The following is a 19,131-nucleotide window of genomic DNA, read 5'->3' as shown; positions in this document are numbered from 1 at the left end:
ACCGCCCGCGCCGCCCGCTCCCCCGCCCGCGGCGTGGCGCCCCGGGCCAGGGCCGCGCGCTGCACCTCGGCACCGTCGCTGCCCTTCAGGCCCGCCGCCCCGCCCAGCCCGGCGACCGGGTTGACGACCAGGCCCACCGACACCCCTCCGCTCATGACAGGTGCTTGCGGACGTAGGCGCGCCAGGTGGGCGCCCACGCCTCGGGGTCGTCCAGCGGCGACGGGTCGATCTTGTGCACGCTCTGGTTGTAGGGCGCGCCCCTGACCAGCTCGGGATCGCGGCGCGCCTCGTCCGCCACGTGGGCCAGGATCGCGGCGTACTCGTCGAGGTCCTCCTTGGAGTACGACTCGGTGGGCTCCAGCGTGAACGGCTCGGGCACCAGGTACGGGTGGTGGCTGGTCCAGTAGTGCACGCCGAAGTCGGATGCCCGCACGCCGATCTCCTCGGAGTGGACCCCGGTCTCCTCCGACAGCTCCTGCCAGGAGTAGCGCGCCTGCTCGATGCGCCGCGTGCCCCAGGGCGCCGACGCGCCGGGGATGGCGAGGATCCTGCGCATCAGGTAGTTGTTGTTGAGCGCGGCCGTCTCGGCCACCTGGCGCAGGCCCTCCGCGCCGAGCGACATGATCCAGGCGTAGGCGCGCACGATGTTCTGGGTGACGCCGAGGAACGGCCGCACCTTGCCGATGGAACGTTCCGGGGTCTCCAGCTTGTACGCCGAGCCGTCGAAGACGACGACCGGGCCGGGCAGGAAGGGCGCCAGGTCGGCCGACACGCCGCACGCCCCGGCCGCGGGCCCGCCGCAGGCGTGCGGGGTGGAGAAGGTCTTGTGCAGGTTGAAGTGGCACAGGTCGAACCCGGCGTCGCGGGCCCGGGTGATGCCGAGGATGCCGTTGGCGTTGGCCTGGTCGTAGCAGGCCAGGCCGCCCACCTCGTGGACGAGGTCCACGAACTCCCGGATGCGCGGGTTGAAGATGCCCGTGTCCTCCGGGTTGGTGATCATCAGGGCGGCGGTGCGGGGCCCGACGGCCGCGCGCAGCGCCTCGATGTCCGGCAGGCCGTCGGCGTCCGGCATCAGGGTGATGACCTCGAAGCCGGCCGTCTTGGCGCACGCCGCGTTCGACGGGTGGGAGAACATCGTGGTGATGACCTGGTCGCGGTGGGTCTCGCCGCGGGCCGCGTGGTAGGCGCGGATCATGGCGACGTTCGCGTAGATGGCGGCCGAGCCGGAGCCCGGCTGGAGCGAGACCCGGGACATGCCGGAGATCTCGGCCAGCATGCGCTCCATCCGCCAGTAGATCTCCAGCACGCCCTGCACGGTGTCCTCGTGCTGGAGCGGGTGCAGCTCGGCGACCGCGGCGGCGAACCGGTCGTTGACCTTGGGGCTGTACTTCATCGTGCAGGTGCCCTGGCCGATGTCGATGTTGAGGTCGTGGCCCAGGTTCTCCTGGGACAGGCGCAGGTAGTGGCGCACCACGTGCGGCTGCGCCAGCTCGGGCAGCTTCGGCGGCTCGGCGCGGCGCACCGACTCCGGCAGCTCGACGCGGGGGGCGCCGGGCTCGGGCACGGCGATGCCGCGGCGGCCCGGCCTGGACAGCTCGAAGATGATCGGCTCGTCCCAGCGGGCCTGGTGGAAGCGGCGCAGCGGCGGCTTCGGCGCGACGGGCAGCTCGGCGAAGGGCTCCGCGGTGTTCACAGCGTCTCCTGGAGGGCGGCGATCTCGGCGATCTCGGCGGCGAGGCGGTCGATGTCGGCGATGGAATGGCGCTCGGTCACGCAGACCAGCACCGTGCGGTCGTCGAGGGGCACACCGCCGTAGATGCCGCGCTCGCGCAGCCGGTCGAGCAGGGCGGCACTGGAGGGCACCTGTACGGCGAACTCGCGGAAGTGCACCGCGTCCGGATGCAGCACGGTAACAGACCGGGCCAGGGCGTCCATCGCGTACCTGGTGCGGGCGAGGATCGTCTCCCCCAGCTCACGCATGCCGTGCGGGCCCATGAGCGCGAGGTAGACGCCGGCCGTGATGCCCCACAGGGCGGCGGCGGTGCCCACCCACTCCTTGCCCTCCTCGCGGTGGGCGAAGGAGGTGCGGTCGTAGAAGACGTCGCCGAAGCCGTACTCGCCGGGCACCTTCGTCGGCGCGATGCCGAACAGCCGGGAGGGGAACTCGGCGACCAGCGGCTCGTGGTCGTGGGTGGCGATGTAGCCGGCGTGGCCGCCGCCGAAGCTCTGGTGCATGCCGAGCGACTGGATGTCGCCGCAGGCGATGTCGGCGCCGTACGCGGCGGGTGGGGCGAGCACGCCCAGCGAGATCGGGTCGGCGCCGACGACGAGCAGGGCGCCGTGGGCGTGGGCCAGGTCGGCCAGCTCCCGGCCGCGCGTCTCGACGACGCCGTACACATTCGGCGTCTCCAGGTAGATCGCGGCGTACGAGCCGTCGAAGGCGGGGACGGCCATCTGACCGTCGTCGCCCACGGGGGCGGGCATGATCTCGATGTCCGGGGCGAGGAAGTCGCGCAGCTTGCTCAGCTTGTCCGCGGCCACGGCTTCGCTGACCAGCACCTTCGAGCGGCCGGTGTGGCGGCAGGCCATGCGCAGCGCGGTGCCCGCCGCCTGGAAGCCGTCGTAGGTGGGGACGTTGACGACGTCCATCTCCAGCAGCTCGCCCATCATGCTGACGTACTCGAACAGGGCCTGGAAGCGGCCGTGGTCCTCGTACGGCTCGCCGGCGTACGCGGTCAGGAACTCGCTTCTGGAGTTGACCTCGTCGCAGACGGCGGGCACGTGGTGCGGGTAGCAGCCGTGGCCGAGGAAGCTCAGCGCCTCGTCGGTGCCGGTGGTCCGGCCGAGCAGGCCGTTCATGTGGCGGACCAGGTCAGGCTCGGCCATGAAGGGCGCCGGCAGGTCGAGCTGCCGGTCCAGGCGCAGGTCCGCGGGGATGTCGGCGTAGAACTCCTCGATGCTCTCCGCGCCGATCGCGGCAAGCATCTCGGCCCGCACGCCGGGTTCGGCGTTCGGGATGTACGGGTGCGTCACGTGTCTCCTTCGATCCTGAGCACGACGGCGTCGCGCGGGGCGAGGACGGCGTCGCCTCGCAGGTCGGTGTCGGTGAGCAGGTCCCGGCCGGGGTACGGCAGGGTGATCCGCTGCTCGTGGGTGGTGTGGTTGAGCAGGAAGAGGTGCCGGCCCCGCCGGACCGCCTCCACCCCGGCGGGCACGGCGATCGCCGGGACTCCGGCGAGCACGCGGTCCAGCACGGGCGTCAGGTCGGCGGGCAGGCAGCCGAGGTAGGTGGCGTTCCCCTTGCGGGTGATCGCGGGCAGCCCGTCCAGGTCGCCGCCCTCGAAGCGGGCGAGCACGGCCGTGCCCTCGTCGGGGCGCAGCCACTCGGCCCAGGTCCGGGCCGCGCCCGTGCCGCCGCCGGCGTGGCGCAGGGGCTGGGTGAGGCCGTCGGGCAGCGGCCAGAACTCCTCGACCGCGACGCCCAGCAGGTCGCGCAGCGGGCCGGGCGCGCCGCCGTCGTGCACCTGGTCGGCCTCGTCCACCACTCCGCTGAACGGGCCGACGACCAGCTCCCCCGTCACGGCGGCGAGCGCCTCGGCCTGCTCGGCGGTGCACAGGTAGAGGTTGGGCACGATCACCACGCGGTAGCCCGACAGGTCGGCGCCGGGCGGCGCCAGGTCGACGGCGATGCCACGGGCGTGCAGCGGCGCGTACCAGGACAGCAGCAGGTCCTTGAGCCTGAGCCGGTCGGAGGGCATCGACTCGGGCGCCTCCAGCCCCCACCAGCTGTCCCAGCCGAACACCAGCGCCACGTCGGCGCTGGTGTGGCCGCCCGCGACCTCCGCGAGCCGCCGCAGGTCCGCGCCGAGCCGCAGCGTGTCGCGCCAGCCGCGCGTGGCGGTGCCGCCGTGCGGCAGCAGCGCCGAGTGGAACTTCTCCGGCCCGTACCTGGCCTGCCGCCACTGGAAGAACATCACTCCGTCGGCGCCGTGGGCGACGGCCTGCAGGCTGTGCAGGCGCATCACGCCGGGCGGCTTGGGCGCGTTGACCTCGCGCCACGACACGGCCGACGGCGCGGACTCCATGAGCAGCCAGGGCCGCCGCTTGAGCGAGCGCATGAGGTCGTAGCTGAGCGCGACCGCCACGTGCGAGGACGGGTCTGCCGGGTCGGGGTAGGCGTCGTCGCTCACCAGGTCCTCGGCCTCCGCCCAGGCCCAGTAGTCGAGGCCGTGCAGGATGCTCATGAAGTTCGTGGTGACGGGCACGTCCGGGGTGACGGCGCGCAGCGCGTCGCGCTCTGCGGTGAACAGCTCCAGCAGGGCGTCGCTGCAGAAGCGCCGCCAGTCGAGGAGCTGGGCGGGGTTGACCGGCCCTGGCGCCTTGCGGGGCGGCTCGACCTGGTCGAAGCCGGTGTAGTGCTGGCCCCAGCAGGACGTGCCCCAGGCGGCGTTGAGCCCGCCGACCGTGCCGTAGCGGGCCTGGAGCCAGGCGCGGAAGTGGCGGGCCGACTCGGGGCAGAAGCATTCGAGGGTGTGGTCGGCGTACTCGTTGCCCACGTGCCACAGGGCCAGCGCCGGGTGATCGCCGTACCGGGTGGCCATCGCGGTCGCCAGCCGTACGGCGTGCTCGCGGAAGACCGGCGAGCTGGGGCAGTAGCCCTGCCGGGAGCCGAACTCCAGGCGGGTGCCCGCGGCGTCGACCGGCATGACCTCGGGATGGCGGCGCACCAGCCAGGGCGGCGGGGTGGCGGTCGCGGTGGCGAGGTCGGCGGCGATGCCGTGCTCGTGCAGCAGGCCGAGCACGCGGTCGAGCCAGCCGAAGTCGTACGCGCCCGGCTCGGGCTCCAGCCGCGACCAGGCGAAGACCGCCACGGTGACCATGGTGACCCCGGCCTCGGCCATGAGGCGCACGTCCTCGGCCCAGACCTCCTCAGGCCACTGCTCGGGGTTGTAGTCGCCGCCGTACAGCAGCCCCGGAACCCGGGTCAGACCCACTCGACACTCCCTCCTGTGTTTTGTATTCAGAATTCATAGTGCAGTATTTTGAATCACGTCAAGGGCTAGTATGGGCACGGCCGAAACCGAAGGAGCGTCATGCCGATCGACCGGCGACCGCTACGCGAGCAGATCCGCGAAGAACTGCTGGGCAGGCTGGACCGGGGAGACTTCGCCGCGGGCACCGACATCAACGAGGTCGCCCTGGCGGCCGAGCTCGGCGTCAGCCGCACTCCCCTGCGCGAGGCGCTGATCACGTTGGCGGGCGAGGGCGTCCTGGAGAGCAACCAGGGGCGCGGATTCCGGTTCGCCCCGATGAGCAGGAAGGAGTTCAGGGAGCTCTGCGAGATCGTGGCGGGGCTGGAGGCGCTGGCCCTCGACCGCTCCGACCCGGCCTACCTGCGCGAGATCGCGCCCGAGCTGCTGCGGCTGGCCCGCGACTTCCCCGACCGGATCGCCGAGCAGCACGTGATAGAGCGCCACGACGACGAGTGGCACGACCTGCTCGTCAGCGGCTGCCGCAACGAGCGGCTGATCGACCTCATCACCAGCGTCAAGGCGGGGCTGCGCCGCTACGCCCACCTGCTGGCGGGCGACGACACGCCGCTCGAACGCGAGGCCGCCGAGCACTGCCGGGTGGCCGAGCTGCTCATGACCGGCGACCGGGCCGCGGCCGTCCAGGCGTTGCACGACAACTGGGTCAACGGCATGGAGCGCATGATGTCCCGCATCCCCGCCTCCTGATGTGAGCTACCGGGGGGTGCCTGATAGCCGCTGGTGAGGAGCCTGTTGCCGAACTCGATCGCGCCGTGCAGGGCCCATCTCCGCGGTGGGGCCAGACCTGCTCCACCAGGGCGCCCGCCGGAGATGACCGGGCCGGGCCTGACGTGGGGCCCGATCTGGCCCTCCACGATCGGCCGAACCAGCCGAGGGTCGGTCTCGGGTCAGGAGGTCGGGGGGTGCGCTGCCTGCCGGGTGTGGTGGTCCAGCAGCTGGGCGGTGATCGTGATGACGTTGCGGCGGCGGTCGTCGGGATCCGGCATCCGCTCGACGAGGCCGCGCTCGGCCAGTTCGTTGAGAACGCCGACCATGTCGCTGCGGTAGATGCCGGTGCGTCGGCTCAGCGTCGCCTGGCTGCCCGGGCCGTGCTCCTGCAACGAGGCGAGCACGGCGTAGTGCCACTTGCGGGCGTCGACCTGGGCCAGTCCGACCTGTTCTCCCGCTTCGCGCGGCTGCTCGACGAGAAGCGATGGGAGGATGCGGGCACCGTCTTCACCGACGATGTGGCGGTGCACTCGCCGCGCGGGGGCGAACTCCGCGGCATCGACAAGGTCGTCGGCTTCATGCGACAGAGCGAGGTCGAAGGGCAGCAAGCCCAGCACATCACCACCGACCTGCTGGTGGACGTCGACGGCGATCAGGCGGCTGCCTCGGCGTACTCGCTCGTGCACTACTACCGCGACGGCCAAGCACCCCACTTCACGGGCGGCCTGCGAATGACGGGCACCGTGGTGCGGACGCCGGCGGGCTGGAGATTCCGTGAGCAGCGGATCACGCCCGCCTGGACCCGCGAGAGCTGATCACCCGGCGACCGGCGACGGCCGCAGGGCCAACGCCGGTCCAGCCTGCGCCCGGAACTCTCATCCCAGAAGGAATCCCCTCATGCCCACGATCGACGTCCTCGACTCGACGATTCACTACGAAGACCACGGCAGCGGAGCCACCGTCGTCTTCCTGCACGGCAATCCCTCCTCCTCACACATGTGGCGCAAGGTGCTGCCCCTGGTCGGAGCGGGACGGCTGATCGCGCCCGACCTGATCGGCATGGGCCGCTCGGGCAAGGCCCTCGGCGACTACCGGTTCGCCGACCACGCCCGCTACCTCGACGCGTTCTTCGACGAGCTCGGCCTGGACGACGTCGTGCTCGTCGGCCACGACTGGGGCGGCTCGCTCGCCTTCGACCGGGCGGCCAGGCACCCCGATCGGGTGCGCGGTCTCGCCTTCTTCGAGACGATCGTGCGTCCGATCGCCTCGAACGAGCCGTCGCCCGCTGCTGAACTGGACCCGCTCGCTGCCGATCGACGGCGACCCCGCCGACGTGACCGCCCGGATCGACGCCTACGGCACCTGGCTGGCCTCCAGCCAGGACGTCCCCAAAGTCCTGCTCACCTTCGACTCCTCACCAATCCTCCTCGTCACCCCGGAAGTCGCCGCCTGGTGCAAGGACCACATCGCCGGCCTCCAGATCGAACACTGCGGTCCAGCCGGTCACCACGCCACCGAAGACCAGCCTGCAACGATCGCCGCAGCGATCTCCACCTGGCTGGACCAGCAGAACCTCCGCTCTCATTGTTGAGAGACTCCAGCCGGTACAGGGGCCTTCGTTCAGTTGGGTGCCATGGGCCGGCGCCGTGGCAGCAGCAGGCTGGTCGCTGCGATGGCCAGTCCGAGTCCGGCCGCGATGAGGAAGACGCGGTCGTAGCCGGCGGCGAGGGCGACCGGGGAGCTCCCGCCGGCCGCCGTCTGGGTGGCGGCGGTGGCGAGCACCGCCAGGCCCAGCGATCCGCCCGCCTGGCCGGCGGTCTGGGCCAGGCCGCCGATGGCTCCCGCGTCGCGGTCGGGTACGTCGGCGGTGGTGGCGGCCATGAGGGTGGGGAAGGTCAGTCCGATGCCGGTGGCGATGAGCAGGGTGGGTCCGAGGATGCCGACGAGGTAGCCGCTGTCGGTCTGGGCCTGGGTGAGCCAGCCGAACCCGGCCAGGAAGCAGGCGCTGCCGGCCAGGATCAGGGGCCGTACGCCGGTGCGTGGCAGCAGGGCGGCGGCCGATCGCGCGATCACCATGAACGTCACCGCTGCGGGGGTCTGCCCGAGCCCGGCTTGAAGCGCGCCGTAGCCGAGGACGTTCTGCAGGAACAGCGAGGTGAAGTACCACATCGCGATGCCTGTCCCGCCGAACAGCAGCAGCATGACGTTGCCGACGGCCACCCCGCGGATGCGTAGCAACCGCAGGGGCATCATCGGGTGGGTGGCGAAACGTGCCTCCACCACGGTGAAGACGGCGAGCAGGAGCAAGCCGGCCACGGCCGGCACCAGGACCGGCGCGGACGTCCAGCCGTGGTCGGTGCTGTGCATGATCCCGTAGATCAGCGCGGCCAGCCCTGCCGTGCCGGTGACCGCGCCGACGATGTCGAGGGTTTCCCGTCGGGCGGTTCGGGTGCCGGGCAGCGCCCTCATGGCCGCGGCGATCAGTGCCACGCCGATCGGCACGTTGATCAGGAAGACCCACCGCCAGGACAGGCCGGTGGTGAGGGCGCCGCCCGCGACGGCGCCGGCCATTCCGCCGACACCGCCCGCGGCCGACCACGCGCCGAACGCGCGGGCGCGCCGGCGACCCTCGGTGAAGCTGGTGTTGATCACGGCCAGCGTCGCCGGGGCGAGCAACGCGGCTCCCACGCCTTGTGCGACGCGGGCGGCCACCAGGACGTCGGGAAGGGTCGCCAGGCCGGCGACCAGGCTTGCGGCGCAGAACAGCACCAGTCCGCCGGTCAGGATACGGCGCTGGCCGAACAGGTCGGCGGCTCGGCCGCCCAGCAGCATGAAGCCGGCGAAGGTGAGCAGGTAGCCGTTCACCACCCAGGCCAGGCCGGCGGGTGCGAAGCCGAGATCCCGGTCGATCGAGGGCAGCGCGACGTTCACGATGGAGGAGTCCAGGATCACCATGAACTGGCAGGCGCACACCAGCGCCAGGATCAGCCACTCGGGGCCGGTACGTGTTCCGGCCTGGTCGCTGATCACGGGGGACGCGGAAAGTCGCGAGGTCACAAAAGTCTCCTGAGGGCGGGATTCGGTCGAGGTGACGGCGCCGCTCACGCGGTCCGGAGGGTGGTCGCGGGCTCGGCCGCGCGGGTGTCCCCGTCCCCGTCGGTGCCGGTGACGTGGCTGCCCGCCAGCAGCCGGATCGCGGTCCGGGCCAGCCGCTGTCCCTGGTAGCGGGCGGCGTCCAGCGCCGCGCCCTTGAGGTCGTCTCCGGTCGGTCCGGTCACGGCGGAGACGCCGTAGGGGTTGCCGCCGGCGGCGTACACGGCGGGGTCGGTGAACCCGGGCGGGACGATCAGCGCGCCCCAGTGGTAGAACACGTTGCCCAGCGACAGGATCGTGGCCTCGCTGCCGCCGTGCCGGTTGTACGCCGAGGTGAAGGCCGTCACCGGCTTGTCGGCCAGGCCGCCTTCCTGCCACAGCCCGCCGGCCTGGTCGATGAACTGCTTGAGCTCCGCGGCCGGCGCGCCGAACCGCGTCGGCGTCCCGAACGCGAACGCGTCGGCCCAGGCGAGGTCCTCGACGGTGGCCTGGGTGATCGACGTGGTCGCGTCGGCGTGCCGCCGCCACTGCGGGTTCTGGTCGATCGCGCTGTCGGGCGCCAGCTCGGCGACCCGCCGCAACCGCACCTGGGCCCCGGTCGAGGCGGCGCCTTCGGCAACGGCCTGGGCGAGGGCGTGCACGGTGCCCGTCGCGCTGTAGTAGATGACGGCGACCTTCGCGGTCATGTCAGCTCCTGATGGTTGCGTAAGATTAGTTATGCGAATAACGTTATCCGCATAATAGTTATCCGCCTAACGAACTTGTCAAGAGGAGCGTCCGTGGACTTCGACCAAGCCGACACCATCAACCAGGCCATCCGTCTGCTGACCCTGCGTCACCGGGCAAGGGCCGCCGAACTGCTGGCCCCCCTCGGGCTGCACCCCGGCCAGGAGGCGCTCCTGCTCGAACTCGCCCGTACCGGCCCGATGATCCAGGCCCAGCTCAGCGAGGCGCTCTGCGTCGAGCGGCCCAGCGTCACACTCATGGCCCGCAAGCTCGAAGCGGCCGGTCACATCCGGCGCAGCCCCGCCCCCGATGACCAGCGCGCCACCGTCGTCGAACTCACCGACGGCGGCAGAGCCCTGACCGAGGAGGTCAAGCGGCTATGGTGCGCCCTGGCGGAGGAGACCCTCGCCGGCCTGCCCGCCGAAACAGTGGCAGGACTACCCAGCCTTCTCAGGACGCTGACGTCCAACGTCGACACCAGGCGCCCCCACAATCGCCACGCCGCCTCGGCGTCGCGAGCGTCGTCGGACGGCACTCCTCCCGTTCTGTGACCCATGCCACATGCAGTTCCTGTCAGCAATCGGGGCGCCGTTCCGCTCAACTCACCGGGAGCAAGCGAACCGACAGGAGCAGCACATGAAGCACCGCATCGTCGTCCTCGGCGCCGGCTATGCCGGGGCCTACGTGGCCGGGAACCTCGCCCGCCGGCTGTCCCCGGCGGACACCGAGATCACCGTGGTCAACGCGGTGCCGGACTTCGTCGAGCGGCTGCGGCTGCACCAGTTGGCGGCCGGCCGGGAGATCGAGGCTCAGAAGCTCGCCGACGTCTTCGCGGGCACGGGGATACGGCTGCGCGTGGCCCGTGTCACCGACGTCGACCCCGAGCGCCAGGTCGTCGCCGTGGCCGACACTGACGGCGGCGGCGAGCTCGGCTACGACACACTTGTCTACGCGCTCGGCAGCCACGGCGCCGACCAGGGCGTCCCCGGCGTGGCGGAGCACGCCTTCGATGTCGCCGCCCGGCCCTCGGCGCTGCGCCTGCGCGAGCGCCTGGACAGCCTGGACAAGCGGGGCAGGCGGGGCGAAGGCGGGAATGTGCTGGTCGTCGGCGACGGGTTGACCGGCATCGAGACCGCCACCGAGATCGCCGAAGCCCGGCCCGGACTGTCGGTCGGGCTGATCGCCCGCGGCGAGCTGGGCGCCCGGCTGTCCGCCGCAGCCCGCGGCCACCTGCGCCAGGCCTGCGACCGGCTGGGCGTCACCGTCCTGGAGCACACCAGCGTCGAGGCCGTCGAAGCGACGCGGGTGCTGTGCGCCGACGGCACCGCCCTGGCGTCCGACGCAACCGTGTGGACGGCCGGGTTCGCGGTCGGCCCCATCGCCGCCGCCGGCGGGCTGGAGGTCACCGAGAACGGGCAGATCGTGGTCGATCGCACCATGCGGTCGGTCTCGCACCCGAACGTCTACGCCGCCGGTGACAGCGCCTACGCCATCGGCGACAACGGCCGGCCGCTGCCGATGTCCTGCGCCTCGGCCGGCTTCACCGGCGGGCAGGCGATCGCCGCGATCGTGGGACGTCTGACCGGCCGCAAGGTCCCACACACCAAGCTGGTCTACTCCTACAACCACATCAGCCTCGGGCGGCGGGACGGGATCCTGCAGATGGTCGACGGCGAAGGGCAGGCAAGGCCGAAGTATGTGGGCGGCCGGAAGGCCGCGCGGATCAAGGCGGGCATCCTCAAGGTCTCGCTGTGGGCCAACTCGCACCCGACCTTCGGCCTGCCCAAGCGCAGGCGCCGCCTGGCCGCCACGCCGGACGCGTCCCCCGAGAAGGCGACCGCCTTCACGCCGGACGCGCCCGCCGAGAAAGCGGTCGCGTGACCGCCTCCCAGGGTTGATCCGCGTGGACGCCACCGCCACTGATCGCTTCGACACCGGTCGGTTCGAGGCCAGCCGGAACCGGCTGGCCTCACTGGCCTACCGGCTGCTGGGCTCGGCGGCCGACGCCGAAGACGCCGTGCAGGATGCGTTCCTGCACTGGCAGGCCGCCGACCGGCAGCGGATCAAGGTGCCGGAAGCATGGCTGACGAAGGTCGTCACCAACCTGTGCCTCGACCGGCTCCGCTCGGCACAGGCTCGCCGCGAACGCACCGTCGGCGCCTGGCTGCCCGAACCTCTCCTCGACGGCGACCCGATGCTCGGCCCCGCCGGCACTTTCGAGCAGCGCGAATCGGTCTCCCTGGCCGTGCTGACTCTCATGGAGCGCCTGTCACCTCATGAACGGGCCGTCTACCTCCTGCGCGAAGCGTTCTCCTACAGCCACGCCGAGATCGCCGAGATCCTCGACATCACCGAGTCCGCAAGCCAGCAGCACCTCCACCGGGCCCGGCGCCGCATCACCGCCGCACGCCGCGGCGTCGGCGAGATCGACCCCGCATCCGCCCGCAGGATCGTCGAGGAATTCCTCGCCGCTGCCTCCTCGGGCCGCACCGAACGGCTGGTGGAGCTGCTCACCGACGACGCGACCGCGATCTCCGACGGCGCCGGCCTGACCGAGAGGCTGCTGCGGTACGACACTCCGCAGCGCATCGCCGCCATCGTCCGGGCCGGCTTCAAACCCACGCCCGCGAAACGGCGACTTGCCGGCGGCACGTCCGCCGTCCACTACGCGCTCGTCAACGGCGCCCCCGCCATCCTCTTCGTGTCCGGCGACCAGGTCGTCGGGGCCGTGACATTCGACATCACCAACGGCAGGATCGCAACCGTGCGCGGCATCGCCGCCCCCACCCGCCTCGCCCGGCTCACCGAAGCCTGGCGGCAGCACGAACCGGACACGCCGCTCATCACCCAGTGGTGACCCGACGCCGACACGCCACCGCACTCACCGCTGCCCGGCCCACCCTGACCCTGACGAAAGTAAGGGCTCGACCCGGCCTTTCGGGCATGTCGGGCATGGCGTCGTCATTCCTACAGTGCTGCACATGATCAGAACTCGACGCAACCCCGCAGCCCTCCTCCTCGCCTTGGCACTGGCCCTACCGGTGTCGGCCGCGGCGGCCGCCTCGACGTCCCTGCCCGCCGCCGCCTCCTCCACGGGGACCTCCGACGTGCGCTTCGCGATCCCTCGCCCCACGGGCCAGTACGAAGTCGGGCGCGACACCCTGCATCTCGTCGACGTCGGCCGCCGCGACCCGTGGATGCCCGCAGCCGGCGCACGCGAGTTGATGGTGTCGATGTACTACCCGGCACGCGCCGGTGGGAGCGCCGCGCCGTACATGACCGTTGACGAGGCTCGTCTCCTCCTCAAAGGGCAGAAGCTGGACACCGTCTTCAAGGCCGAGCAGCTCGCCGGTGTCAGCACGAACGCACACGTGGGCGCCCGCCCCGTCGGCGGCAGGCACCCCCTGGTGGTGCTTTCCCCGGGATTCTCCCTCAGCCGCGCCACCCTGACCACGCTCGCCGAAGACCTCGCCTCCAAGGGCTACGTCGTCGCCCTCGTGGATCACGCCTACGAGTCGTTCGGCACGACCTTTCCCGGCGGCCGCACTCTGACCTGCGTCGCATGCGAGACGGTGGAGAAGGCTCCCTCCGATGAGGCGGAGAAGGCACTGATGGCCAAGGCCGCGGTCAACCGGGCCGCCGATCTGTCCTTCGTCATCGACCGGCTGACCCACCCCGCACGGTCCGCGCCCGCCTGGAAGCGCTCGCGCATGATCGACCCGCGCCGGATCGGCGCCGCCGGCCACTCGCTCGGCGGCAACGCCGCAGCGAGCGTCATGGCCACCGATCAGCGCGTCAGCGCCGGGGTGAACCTGGACGGCTCGTTCTTCGCCCCGGTCCCGGTCTCCGGCCTCGGCGAACGGCCGTTCCTCATGCTCGGCACCAAGGCCCAGCACTCGCCCGGCTCCGCCGACGCCACCTGGCCGCGGGACTGGCGACGCCTGGACGGCTGGAAGCGCTGGCTGACCGTGGCCGACTCCGGCCACTTCACCTTCATCGACCTGCCCATCCTGGGCGGCCAGGCCGGGATCACCGACCCTGCCGCGCCCCTGTCGGGCCGGCGGTCGGGCGAGATCACCACCGCGTACGTGGGCGCCTTCTTCGACCAGCACCTCAACAGCGAGCACCAGCCCCTGCTGGACGGTCCCTCCGCCACCAACCCGGAAGTGACCTTCCAGAACCCCTGAGGCCACGAGCCCGGAGCCGGACAGTCGGCTCCGTACATGCCCCGCCGCCTCAGCGCCGGTCACGGCCGGGCGAGGCGACCCCGGACGCGCCACTCCCGACCTTCAGGGCGTCTGAAGCTTCGGCTAAGCTTCAGACAAGCTGAAGGTTGGAAGGAACGCCCATGGAACATGTCCTGTTGTCGGTGCACGTGCTCGCGAGCATCGTCTTCGTCGGAGGGTCGGCCGTCGCCGTGAGCCTGTTCCCTCGGTACGCGCCGATCGCCGTCGCCGTCCCCGCGGGCACCGGAGGGGCGGACTCGGTGGGGGCGGACTCGGAGGGGGCGGAGCCAGAGGTGCGCAACCGCGCGGTGGCCGTCGCGCTGCACCGCGTCACCGGGGGCTACGCCGCCTTCGGGCTGATCGTGCCCCTGGTCGGGATCGCCCTGGCAACCCTCCAGGGACGGATGGGCGAGATCTGGATCACCGTGTCCATGCTGCTCACAGCCGTCGCGGGCGGCCTGCTGGCCACGCAGATCCACCCGCGCCAGCGCGAGGCTCTCCGCGCCCCCGGCGACGGCCGGGCGCTGCGCACGCTGTCCATGCTCGCCGGTGTCTACAACCTGGCGTGGGCCGTCGTCGTCATCATCATGATCGTCCGCCCCGGCTCGGGCCGATGAGCGCGACCCCGGCCGGCGCTGCCGGGATGAGCGCGGCGCACCTGCGCGTGCTGCGTCTCGCGTCCGGCGTCGAGGCGCTCTCCCTGGCGACGCTGCTGGTCAACCTGCTCACCGTCCACGCCAAGGCGATCACCACGTTCGGCGGGCCGCTGCACGGCATGTCGTACCTGGTCGTCATCGGCGCGGTCTCGATGGCGCCGGCCGCCGCCGGCTCCGGAGCGCGGTGGCGCGCCGTCGTCCCCGGCGTCGGCGGCCTGCTCGCCCTGCGGCGCCTGCGGGGCCGCCCGGCCCCGTCGGACTTCGCCCCCGGCCTGCCGCGTCTGGACGGCTGAGGTCGTCACCGGGTACGGCTCAGCAGGCGGACGGTGACGGTGTCGCCCGCATCCTTCCCGATCGCGCGGCGGACCTCGGCACGGACCGGCAGCTTGTGAATGCCGCCGCCCATGGCCATGAACGAGCTCTCGAACGGGTGACCGTCGATCGTCGCCCGTACCTTCACCAGACCCCGGGTCCCGAAGAACCCGGCCGAGTCGGGCCAGACGACGTAGGTGTGGCCGCCCTTGGCCGGGCTCTTCCGCAGCGTCGCGGTGAACTCCTGGTCCAGCGCCTGCGGCTCGTCATGGAGCCGTCCGGTGTCCGCCATCGTGGGTCCTTTCCCGTTCACTGGACGATCTCGAGGCCGTTGCCGTCCGCGTCGCGGAAGGCGAACATCGGAGGGACGCCCTCCCACCGCAGCAGCTCGCCGACCGCGATACCGTGCGCGGCCAGCTCCTCGTGGAGGGACGCGGCGTCCGCCGTCGTGAGACGGATCCCGGTCTCGACCCCGGTGTTCGTACGCTCGCCCGCCGGGACCAGTGCGATCGTCGTCGCCGATCCCGGCGGCGCCACCTCGATCCAGCGCCCGCCGAGCCGCCCCAGGGGGACGTCCACGCGCTTCTCCAGGCCCAGCAGGCCCACGTAGAACTCGACGGCGCGGTCCTGGTCGGCCACGGGAACCCCGATGGTCCTCACGCCGGTGATCACGATGCTCATCCGCTCGCTCCCCTCGCTCCGGGCCGATGCCTCTCACCGTTCCCACTCTCTGGACGAACGGCTACGCCCGTTGACGACATTCGGCGAGCCGATTCGCCGAACTTCTTTCCGCCACCACGAGTGCTGCGGCGCGTCGCAGGGGGGGCTCCCATGGGTGAGGCAGAATCGTGGCTCGTGAGCGAAGTTTCCGCAGATGACCTGACATGTGCCCGGCAGGGGGACGGCGACGCGTTCGGCCGGCTCGTGGAGCCGCTGCGCCGGGAGCTGCACGCGCACTGCTACCGCATGCTCGGCTCCGCGCACGACGCCGACGACGCCCTTCAGGAGGCGCTGCTGCGCGCCTGGCGGGGGCTCCACCGTTTCGAGGCCCGCGGCTCGCTGCGCTCCTGGCTGTACGCCGTCGCCACCCGCGCCTGCCTGGACACGATCGAGGCGCGCGGCAGGCGGGCGCTGCCCGTCGACCTCGGCCCCTCCAGCGACCACACCGTCGTGGACGCCGCCCCGCGTGACGACGTGGCCTGGCTCGGCCCCTACCCCGACGCGGCACTGGGCGACGGCCCGCTAGGTCCCGACGCCCGTTACGAGCAGCGCGAGGCCGTCGAGCTGGCGTTCGTCGCGGCCCTGCAGCACCTGCCGGGCAACCAGCGGGCGGCGCTGCTGCTGTTCGAGGTGCTGGGCCTGTCCGCCGCCGAGATCGCCGCCACGATGCGGACCTCGACCACGTCGGTCAACTCCGCGCTGGCCCGGGCCCGCAAGGTCATCGCCGACCGGGTGCCGGCCCAGAGCCAGCGGCAGGCCGTGCGCAAGCTCGGCGACGCGCGGCTGCGCGACCTGGTCGCCGGGTACGCGGCCGCGATGGAACGCGGTGACGCCGCGGCCCTGGCGGCGCTGCTCACCGAGGACGTCACCTGGTCGATGCCGCCGCTCCCCCACTGGTACCGGGGCGTCGAGGCGGTCATGGACTTCGCCGTCCAGGTCCCGCTGACCCGCTGCGGCTCGTGGCGGCACCTGACGACCAGCGCGAACGGCCAGCCCGCCGTGGCCTCCTACCTGCGACACGGCGGCACCGGGCCGCACCGGGCGTGGTCGTTGAACGTGCTGACCGTCCGCGGTGACGCCATCGCCGCGATCACCTCGTTCGTCGGCCCTGAGCACGCCGCCCTCCTCGGCCTGCCCGGGGCCCTTCCCGGATGACTTTCGGGAGTTGAGACCGTCCCCCTCGTCAGGGGGCGGGCGGCGTCCAGGCGGGGTCGCGGCCGGTGAGGCCGAGCAGCCGGTGCATGAGCGGGGCGTCGCCGGGCACGGGCACCGGCGGCCCGAACAGGCCGGGACTGCCCTGCGGAGATCCGGCGGCGACGGCGCTCACCCACGCGTACGCCTCCCGCAGGGCCTCCTCCAGTGCGGGCTCCTCGCCGGGGTAGGGCTGCCCCGTGGCCACGGCCACGTCCCAGCCGTGGATGACGACCTCGTCGACGGCGGCGGCCCCGGCGACCTCGGCCGGCATCCGGCCGCCGCCGACCTCCGCCGTCCCGCTCCACGCCGACGGAGCCCGCCACGCTCGGGCCAGCTCGTCGAGGCGGGCCGGGATGCGCTCACGCCAGTCGTCGCCCAGCCGCGACGCGTCGGGCGTCCGGGCACGGCCGCCGTCCTCCAGGGGCGTCTTGGTGGCGGCGGCGGTGAACGCCACGCAGAGACCGTCGATGTGGTCGAGCAGCTCGGCCACGGTGATGCCACCGGAGGGCGTCGGGGCGGAGAGCCGGTCGCCGGGCAGGCTCCGGATGATCGCGGCGAGGGCGTCCGTCGCGGGCCCGAGGTCGGCCGTCATCGCCGCACCACGTCCATCAGGGTGCGTTCGTGGTGTACTGCGGGAAAGCTGACGGGCTCAGCGAGCATGAGGCCTCCTCGTCCGCTCCACCAGCCCGCGTCCGGCTCCGGAGCATCCTCCACCCTATGGTCGAGGATGGTGGGGCTCAACGCACATGACCATGAATTCAGAAGGCGTTGACGAGGACGACGTAGACGGCGGTGCCGATCCCGACGCTCAGGATCGTGCGGCGGCCGAAGGCGAGGTGCACGCCCGCGGTGACGGCGACCGCGAGCAGCGCGTACGGCATCGCGCGTGGTTCGGCGGAGACGGTGCCGTGCAGGGCGGTCACCGCGAGGATCGCGAGGATTCCCACCGGCATCCACACGGCCAGGTTCCGCACGACGGCGGAGCTGTGCAAGGTGCGCAGCAGGGCGAAGGGGACGGCGCGCAGGGCGAAGGTGATGGTGAAGACGATCGCCAGGACGGCGATGAGATAGGAGATGCTAGGCATCGACGGTCTCCGGGGTGGGCTCCTGGGCGGGCTGCCGGGCGGGCTCCTGCGCCGGGCGGCGGGTGGTGATCGCGTGGCGGGCCAGCAGCAGGGCGACGAACAGCAGCAGCGCGGTGAACATGGCGGCGCCCGGAGTGGCGATGAGGGCGACGGTCACACTGGCGCCCGCGAGCAGTGCCGGGGCGATCTCACGACGGGAGCGGAAGGCGTCCAGCGTGAGCACGGTGAACAGGGCGCACAGCGCGAATTCCAGCCCCTTGACCGGCGCGGGCAGCGCCGCGCCGATGGCGACGCCGACCAGCCCGCCGCCCACCCAGTAGGCCTGGGAGGAGAGCTGCATCGCCAGCAGCCGCGGCGCCGAGCGCTCCGCCGCGGGCAGCGAGGCGCTGATGGCGTAGGCCTCGTCGATCATCGCGTAGATGGAGTACGCCTTCGCCAACCGGCCCCTGACCAGGTGCAGGGGGAAGGAGAAGGCGTAGAAGACGTGCCGGAAGTTGACCACCAGAACGGTCAGCGCGACGGCGGCGAGCGGCGTGACGCTCGCGATCATGCCCACCAGCAGGAGTTCGAGCGATCCGGCGAACGCGGCCAGCGACAGGGCGGGGGTCAACCACCAGGGCAGGCCGGCCTGGAGGATCAGCAGGCCGAGGGCGATGCCGAGCGGGAAGATCCCCAGTCCTGCGGAGAAGGAGTCGCGCACTCCTGCGACGATCTGCTGCCTCCGGTTGATCGGAGCGCAGATGAGCGCAAGTGTGGCGATATGGGGCCGAACGTTCGATTGCACCCCTCTATGGTCTCGCAGAACCCTCGCCATGTGGTTGCGAGTATTGCCCTCACGCGAGCGGCTACGGCAATGTTCGAGACATGGATGCGGTGGACAGAGCAATAATCGCCGAGCTGGAGCGGAACGGACGGCTGACGAACGTCGAGCTGGCCACGCGGGTCGGGCTCACCCCCGGGCCGTGCCTGCGGCGCGTGCAGCGGCTGGAGGCCGAGGGCGTCATCCGCGGGTACCGGGCGGTCATCGACCCCGCCTCCGTGGGCCGCTCGTTCGAGGTCCTGGTCGACCTCACCCTCGACACCCAGGACGCCGAGACCGTCGAGCACTTCGAGCAGACGTTGGCGCGGGCCGAGGCGGTCGTCGAGCTGCGCCGGCTGTTCGGCAGCCCCGACTACTTCGCCCGCGTGGCCGTCGCCGACCTGGCCGCCTACGAGGCCTTCCTCAGCCGGCATGTCATGACCATCCCGCGGATCAGGAACGTCACCTCGCACTTCACGATGAAGAACGTCAAAGTCGCCACGGGCTGAACGCAGGTGCGCGGGGCGGACCCGGCGTGAGATTTCCGTAACGCCGCCCGTA

At 72.0% G+C, this 19,131-nt stretch carries 22 protein-coding genes and 1 pseudogene; 12 read left to right on the top strand and 11 right to left on the bottom strand.

The window, feature by feature from the left end:
- Window positions 1-151 precede the first annotated feature (151 nt).
- From gcvPB to ABZS51_RS12350, 3 genes are read right to left on the bottom strand one after another with little or no spacing between them, the layout of a single operon-like run.
- Window positions 152-1,693: an aminomethyl-transferring glycine dehydrogenase subunit GcvPB gene (gene gcvPB / locus ABZS51_RS12360; protein WP_355439142.1), complete on the bottom strand. Its 1,542-nt coding sequence runs from the start codon at window positions 1,691-1,693 to the stop codon at window positions 152-154.
- The gene (gcvPA, locus tag ABZS51_RS12355) at window positions 1,690-3,033 is read right to left on the bottom strand and encodes an aminomethyl-transferring glycine dehydrogenase subunit GcvPA (RefSeq protein ID WP_355439139.1); all 1,344 of its coding nucleotides are present in this window, start codon (window positions 3,031-3,033) and stop codon (window positions 1,690-1,692) included. Before gcvPA ends, gcvPB begins: the two co-directional genes overlap by 4 nt.
- Window positions 3,030-4,994 (bottom strand): beta-galactosidase, encoded by a 1,965-nt coding sequence (locus tag ABZS51_RS12350; RefSeq protein ID WP_355439136.1) that lies wholly within the window; start codon window positions 4,992-4,994, stop codon window positions 3,030-3,032. Before ABZS51_RS12350 ends, gcvPA begins: the two co-directional genes overlap by 4 nt.
- A 99-nt stretch (window positions 4,995-5,093) precedes the next feature.
- Between ABZS51_RS12350 and ABZS51_RS12345 the strand changes: the two genes are divergently transcribed.
- The gene (locus tag ABZS51_RS12345; RefSeq protein WP_310711384.1) at window positions 5,094-5,738 is read left to right on the top strand and encodes a GntR family transcriptional regulator; all 645 of its coding nucleotides are present in this window, start codon (window positions 5,094-5,096) and stop codon (window positions 5,736-5,738) included.
- A 200-nt stretch (window positions 5,739-5,938) separates the two neighbouring features.
- Here ABZS51_RS12345 and ABZS51_RS12340 read toward each other — a convergent pair whose 3' ends face one another.
- A complete protein-coding gene (locus tag ABZS51_RS12340; RefSeq protein WP_355439133.1) occupies window positions 5,939-6,289 on the bottom strand; it encodes a MarR family transcriptional regulator in 351 nt (116 codons plus the stop codon).
- Between ABZS51_RS12340 and ABZS51_RS12335 the strand changes: the two genes are divergently transcribed.
- The 3 genes and pseudogenes from ABZS51_RS12335 (at window position 6,170) to ABZS51_RS12325 (ending at window position 7,350) form a co-directional block, all read left to right on the top strand.
- On the top strand, window positions 6,170-6,574 hold the full coding sequence (locus tag ABZS51_RS12335; protein WP_355439130.1) for a nuclear transport factor 2 family protein: 405 nt from the start codon (window positions 6,170-6,172) through the stop codon (window positions 6,572-6,574). The genes ABZS51_RS12340 and ABZS51_RS12335 overlap by 120 nt on opposite strands.
- An 82-nt stretch (window positions 6,575-6,656) precedes the next feature.
- Window positions 6,657-7,157: pseudogene (locus tag ABZS51_RS12330) on the top strand (alpha/beta fold hydrolase); the annotation flags it as partial.
- Window positions 7,093-7,350, top strand: coding sequence for a hypothetical protein (locus tag ABZS51_RS12325; protein WP_355439127.1), 258 nt, complete (start codon window positions 7,093-7,095; stop codon window positions 7,348-7,350). The pseudogene ABZS51_RS12330 and the gene ABZS51_RS12325, both read left to right, overlap by 65 nt.
- Before the next feature lie 29 nt (window positions 7,351-7,379).
- Here ABZS51_RS12325 and ABZS51_RS12320 read toward each other — a convergent pair whose 3' ends face one another.
- Together ABZS51_RS12320 and wrbA are read right to left on the bottom strand one after the other, a co-directional pair.
- Window positions 7,380-8,816 carry an MFS transporter gene (locus tag ABZS51_RS12320; RefSeq protein ID WP_355439124.1) on the bottom strand — a complete coding sequence of 479 codons (1,437 nt, stop codon included), beginning with the start codon at window positions 8,814-8,816 and terminating at the stop codon, window positions 7,380-7,382.
- 44 nt (window positions 8,817-8,860) lie between these two features.
- Window positions 8,861-9,538, bottom strand: coding sequence for an NAD(P)H:quinone oxidoreductase (gene wrbA, locus ABZS51_RS12315; RefSeq protein WP_355439122.1), 678 nt, complete (start codon window positions 9,536-9,538; stop codon window positions 8,861-8,863).
- A gap of 93 nt (window positions 9,539-9,631) precedes the next feature.
- On the opposite strand from wrbA, the gene ABZS51_RS12310 reads away from it, so the two are divergent.
- The 6 genes from ABZS51_RS12310 (at window position 9,632) to ABZS51_RS12285 (ending at window position 14,753) form a co-directional block, all read left to right on the top strand.
- Window positions 9,632-10,129 carry a MarR family winged helix-turn-helix transcriptional regulator gene (locus ABZS51_RS12310; protein WP_355439119.1) on the top strand — a complete coding sequence of 166 codons (498 nt, stop codon included), beginning with the start codon at window positions 9,632-9,634 and terminating at the stop codon, window positions 10,127-10,129.
- 85 nt (window positions 10,130-10,214) lie between these two features.
- The gene (locus ABZS51_RS12305) at window positions 10,215-11,459 is read left to right on the top strand and encodes an FAD-dependent oxidoreductase (protein WP_355439116.1); all 1,245 of its coding nucleotides are present in this window, start codon (window positions 10,215-10,217) and stop codon (window positions 11,457-11,459) included.
- Window positions 11,460-11,481: 22 nt separating this feature from the next.
- Complete coding sequence (locus tag ABZS51_RS12300; protein ID WP_355439113.1) at window positions 11,482-12,435, top strand: sigma-70 family RNA polymerase sigma factor; 954 nt, start codon at window positions 11,482-11,484, stop codon at window positions 12,433-12,435.
- Between the two features lie 124 nt (window positions 12,436-12,559).
- Complete coding sequence (locus ABZS51_RS12295; RefSeq protein ID WP_355439110.1) at window positions 12,560-13,765, top strand: alpha/beta hydrolase; 1,206 nt, start codon at window positions 12,560-12,562, stop codon at window positions 13,763-13,765.
- Between the two features lie 161 nt (window positions 13,766-13,926).
- Window positions 13,927-14,421, top strand: a complete 495-nt coding sequence (locus ABZS51_RS12290; RefSeq protein ID WP_355439107.1) for a hypothetical protein — start codon at window positions 13,927-13,929, stop codon at window positions 14,419-14,421.
- Window positions 14,418-14,753 carry a hypothetical protein gene (locus ABZS51_RS12285; protein ID WP_355439104.1) on the top strand — a complete coding sequence of 112 codons (336 nt, stop codon included), beginning with the start codon at window positions 14,418-14,420 and terminating at the stop codon, window positions 14,751-14,753. The genes ABZS51_RS12290 and ABZS51_RS12285 overlap by 4 nt, the downstream gene beginning before the upstream one ends.
- A gap of 5 nt (window positions 14,754-14,758) precedes the next feature.
- On the opposite strand, the gene ABZS51_RS12280 is transcribed toward ABZS51_RS12285, so the two are convergent.
- Together ABZS51_RS12280 and ABZS51_RS12275 are read right to left on the bottom strand one after the other, a co-directional pair.
- Window positions 14,759-15,064: a DUF1905 domain-containing protein gene (locus tag ABZS51_RS12280; protein ID WP_355439101.1), complete on the bottom strand. Its 306-nt coding sequence runs from the start codon at window positions 15,062-15,064 to the stop codon at window positions 14,759-14,761.
- 17 nt (window positions 15,065-15,081) lie between these two features.
- On the bottom strand, window positions 15,082-15,453 hold the full coding sequence (locus ABZS51_RS12275) for a VOC family protein (RefSeq protein ID WP_310711370.1): 372 nt from the start codon (window positions 15,451-15,453) through the stop codon (window positions 15,082-15,084).
- Between the two features lie 174 nt (window positions 15,454-15,627).
- On the opposite strand from ABZS51_RS12275, the gene ABZS51_RS12270 reads away from it, so the two are divergent.
- Window positions 15,628-16,647 carry a sigma-70 family RNA polymerase sigma factor gene (locus ABZS51_RS12270; RefSeq protein ID WP_355439098.1) on the top strand — a complete coding sequence of 340 codons (1,020 nt, stop codon included), beginning with the start codon at window positions 15,628-15,630 and terminating at the stop codon, window positions 16,645-16,647.
- A gap of 28 nt (window positions 16,648-16,675) precedes the next feature.
- Here the strand turns inward: ABZS51_RS12270 and ABZS51_RS12265 are convergent, their stop codons facing one another.
- The 3 genes from ABZS51_RS12265 to ABZS51_RS12255 form a co-directional block, all read right to left on the bottom strand.
- On the bottom strand, window positions 16,676-17,278 hold the full coding sequence (locus tag ABZS51_RS12265) for a TIGR03086 family metal-binding protein (protein WP_355439095.1): 603 nt from the start codon (window positions 17,276-17,278) through the stop codon (window positions 16,676-16,678).
- Between the two features lie 166 nt (window positions 17,279-17,444).
- A complete protein-coding gene (locus ABZS51_RS12260; RefSeq protein WP_355439092.1) occupies window positions 17,445-17,771 on the bottom strand; it encodes an AzlD domain-containing protein in 327 nt (108 codons plus the stop codon).
- Window positions 17,764-18,555, bottom strand: coding sequence for an AzlC family ABC transporter permease (locus ABZS51_RS12255; RefSeq protein ID WP_355439089.1), 792 nt, complete (start codon window positions 18,553-18,555; stop codon window positions 17,764-17,766). Before ABZS51_RS12255 ends, ABZS51_RS12260 begins: the two co-directional genes overlap by 8 nt.
- Before the next feature lie 80 nt (window positions 18,556-18,635).
- Here ABZS51_RS12255 and ABZS51_RS12250 point away from each other — a divergent pair, with 80 nt between their 5' ends.
- Window positions 18,636-19,079: an Lrp/AsnC family transcriptional regulator gene (locus ABZS51_RS12250; RefSeq protein WP_310711365.1), complete on the top strand. Its 444-nt coding sequence runs from the start codon at window positions 18,636-18,638 to the stop codon at window positions 19,077-19,079.
- Window positions 19,080-19,131 lie beyond the last annotated feature (52 nt).

This window comes from Nonomuraea sp. NPDC005501 (assembly GCF_040605905.1).
GTDB lineage: Bacteria > Actinomycetota > Actinomycetes > Streptosporangiales > Streptosporangiaceae > Nonomuraea.
The sequence above is the reverse complement of the archived record's forward strand: the minus strand, read 5'-3'. Positions and strand labels throughout refer to the sequence as shown.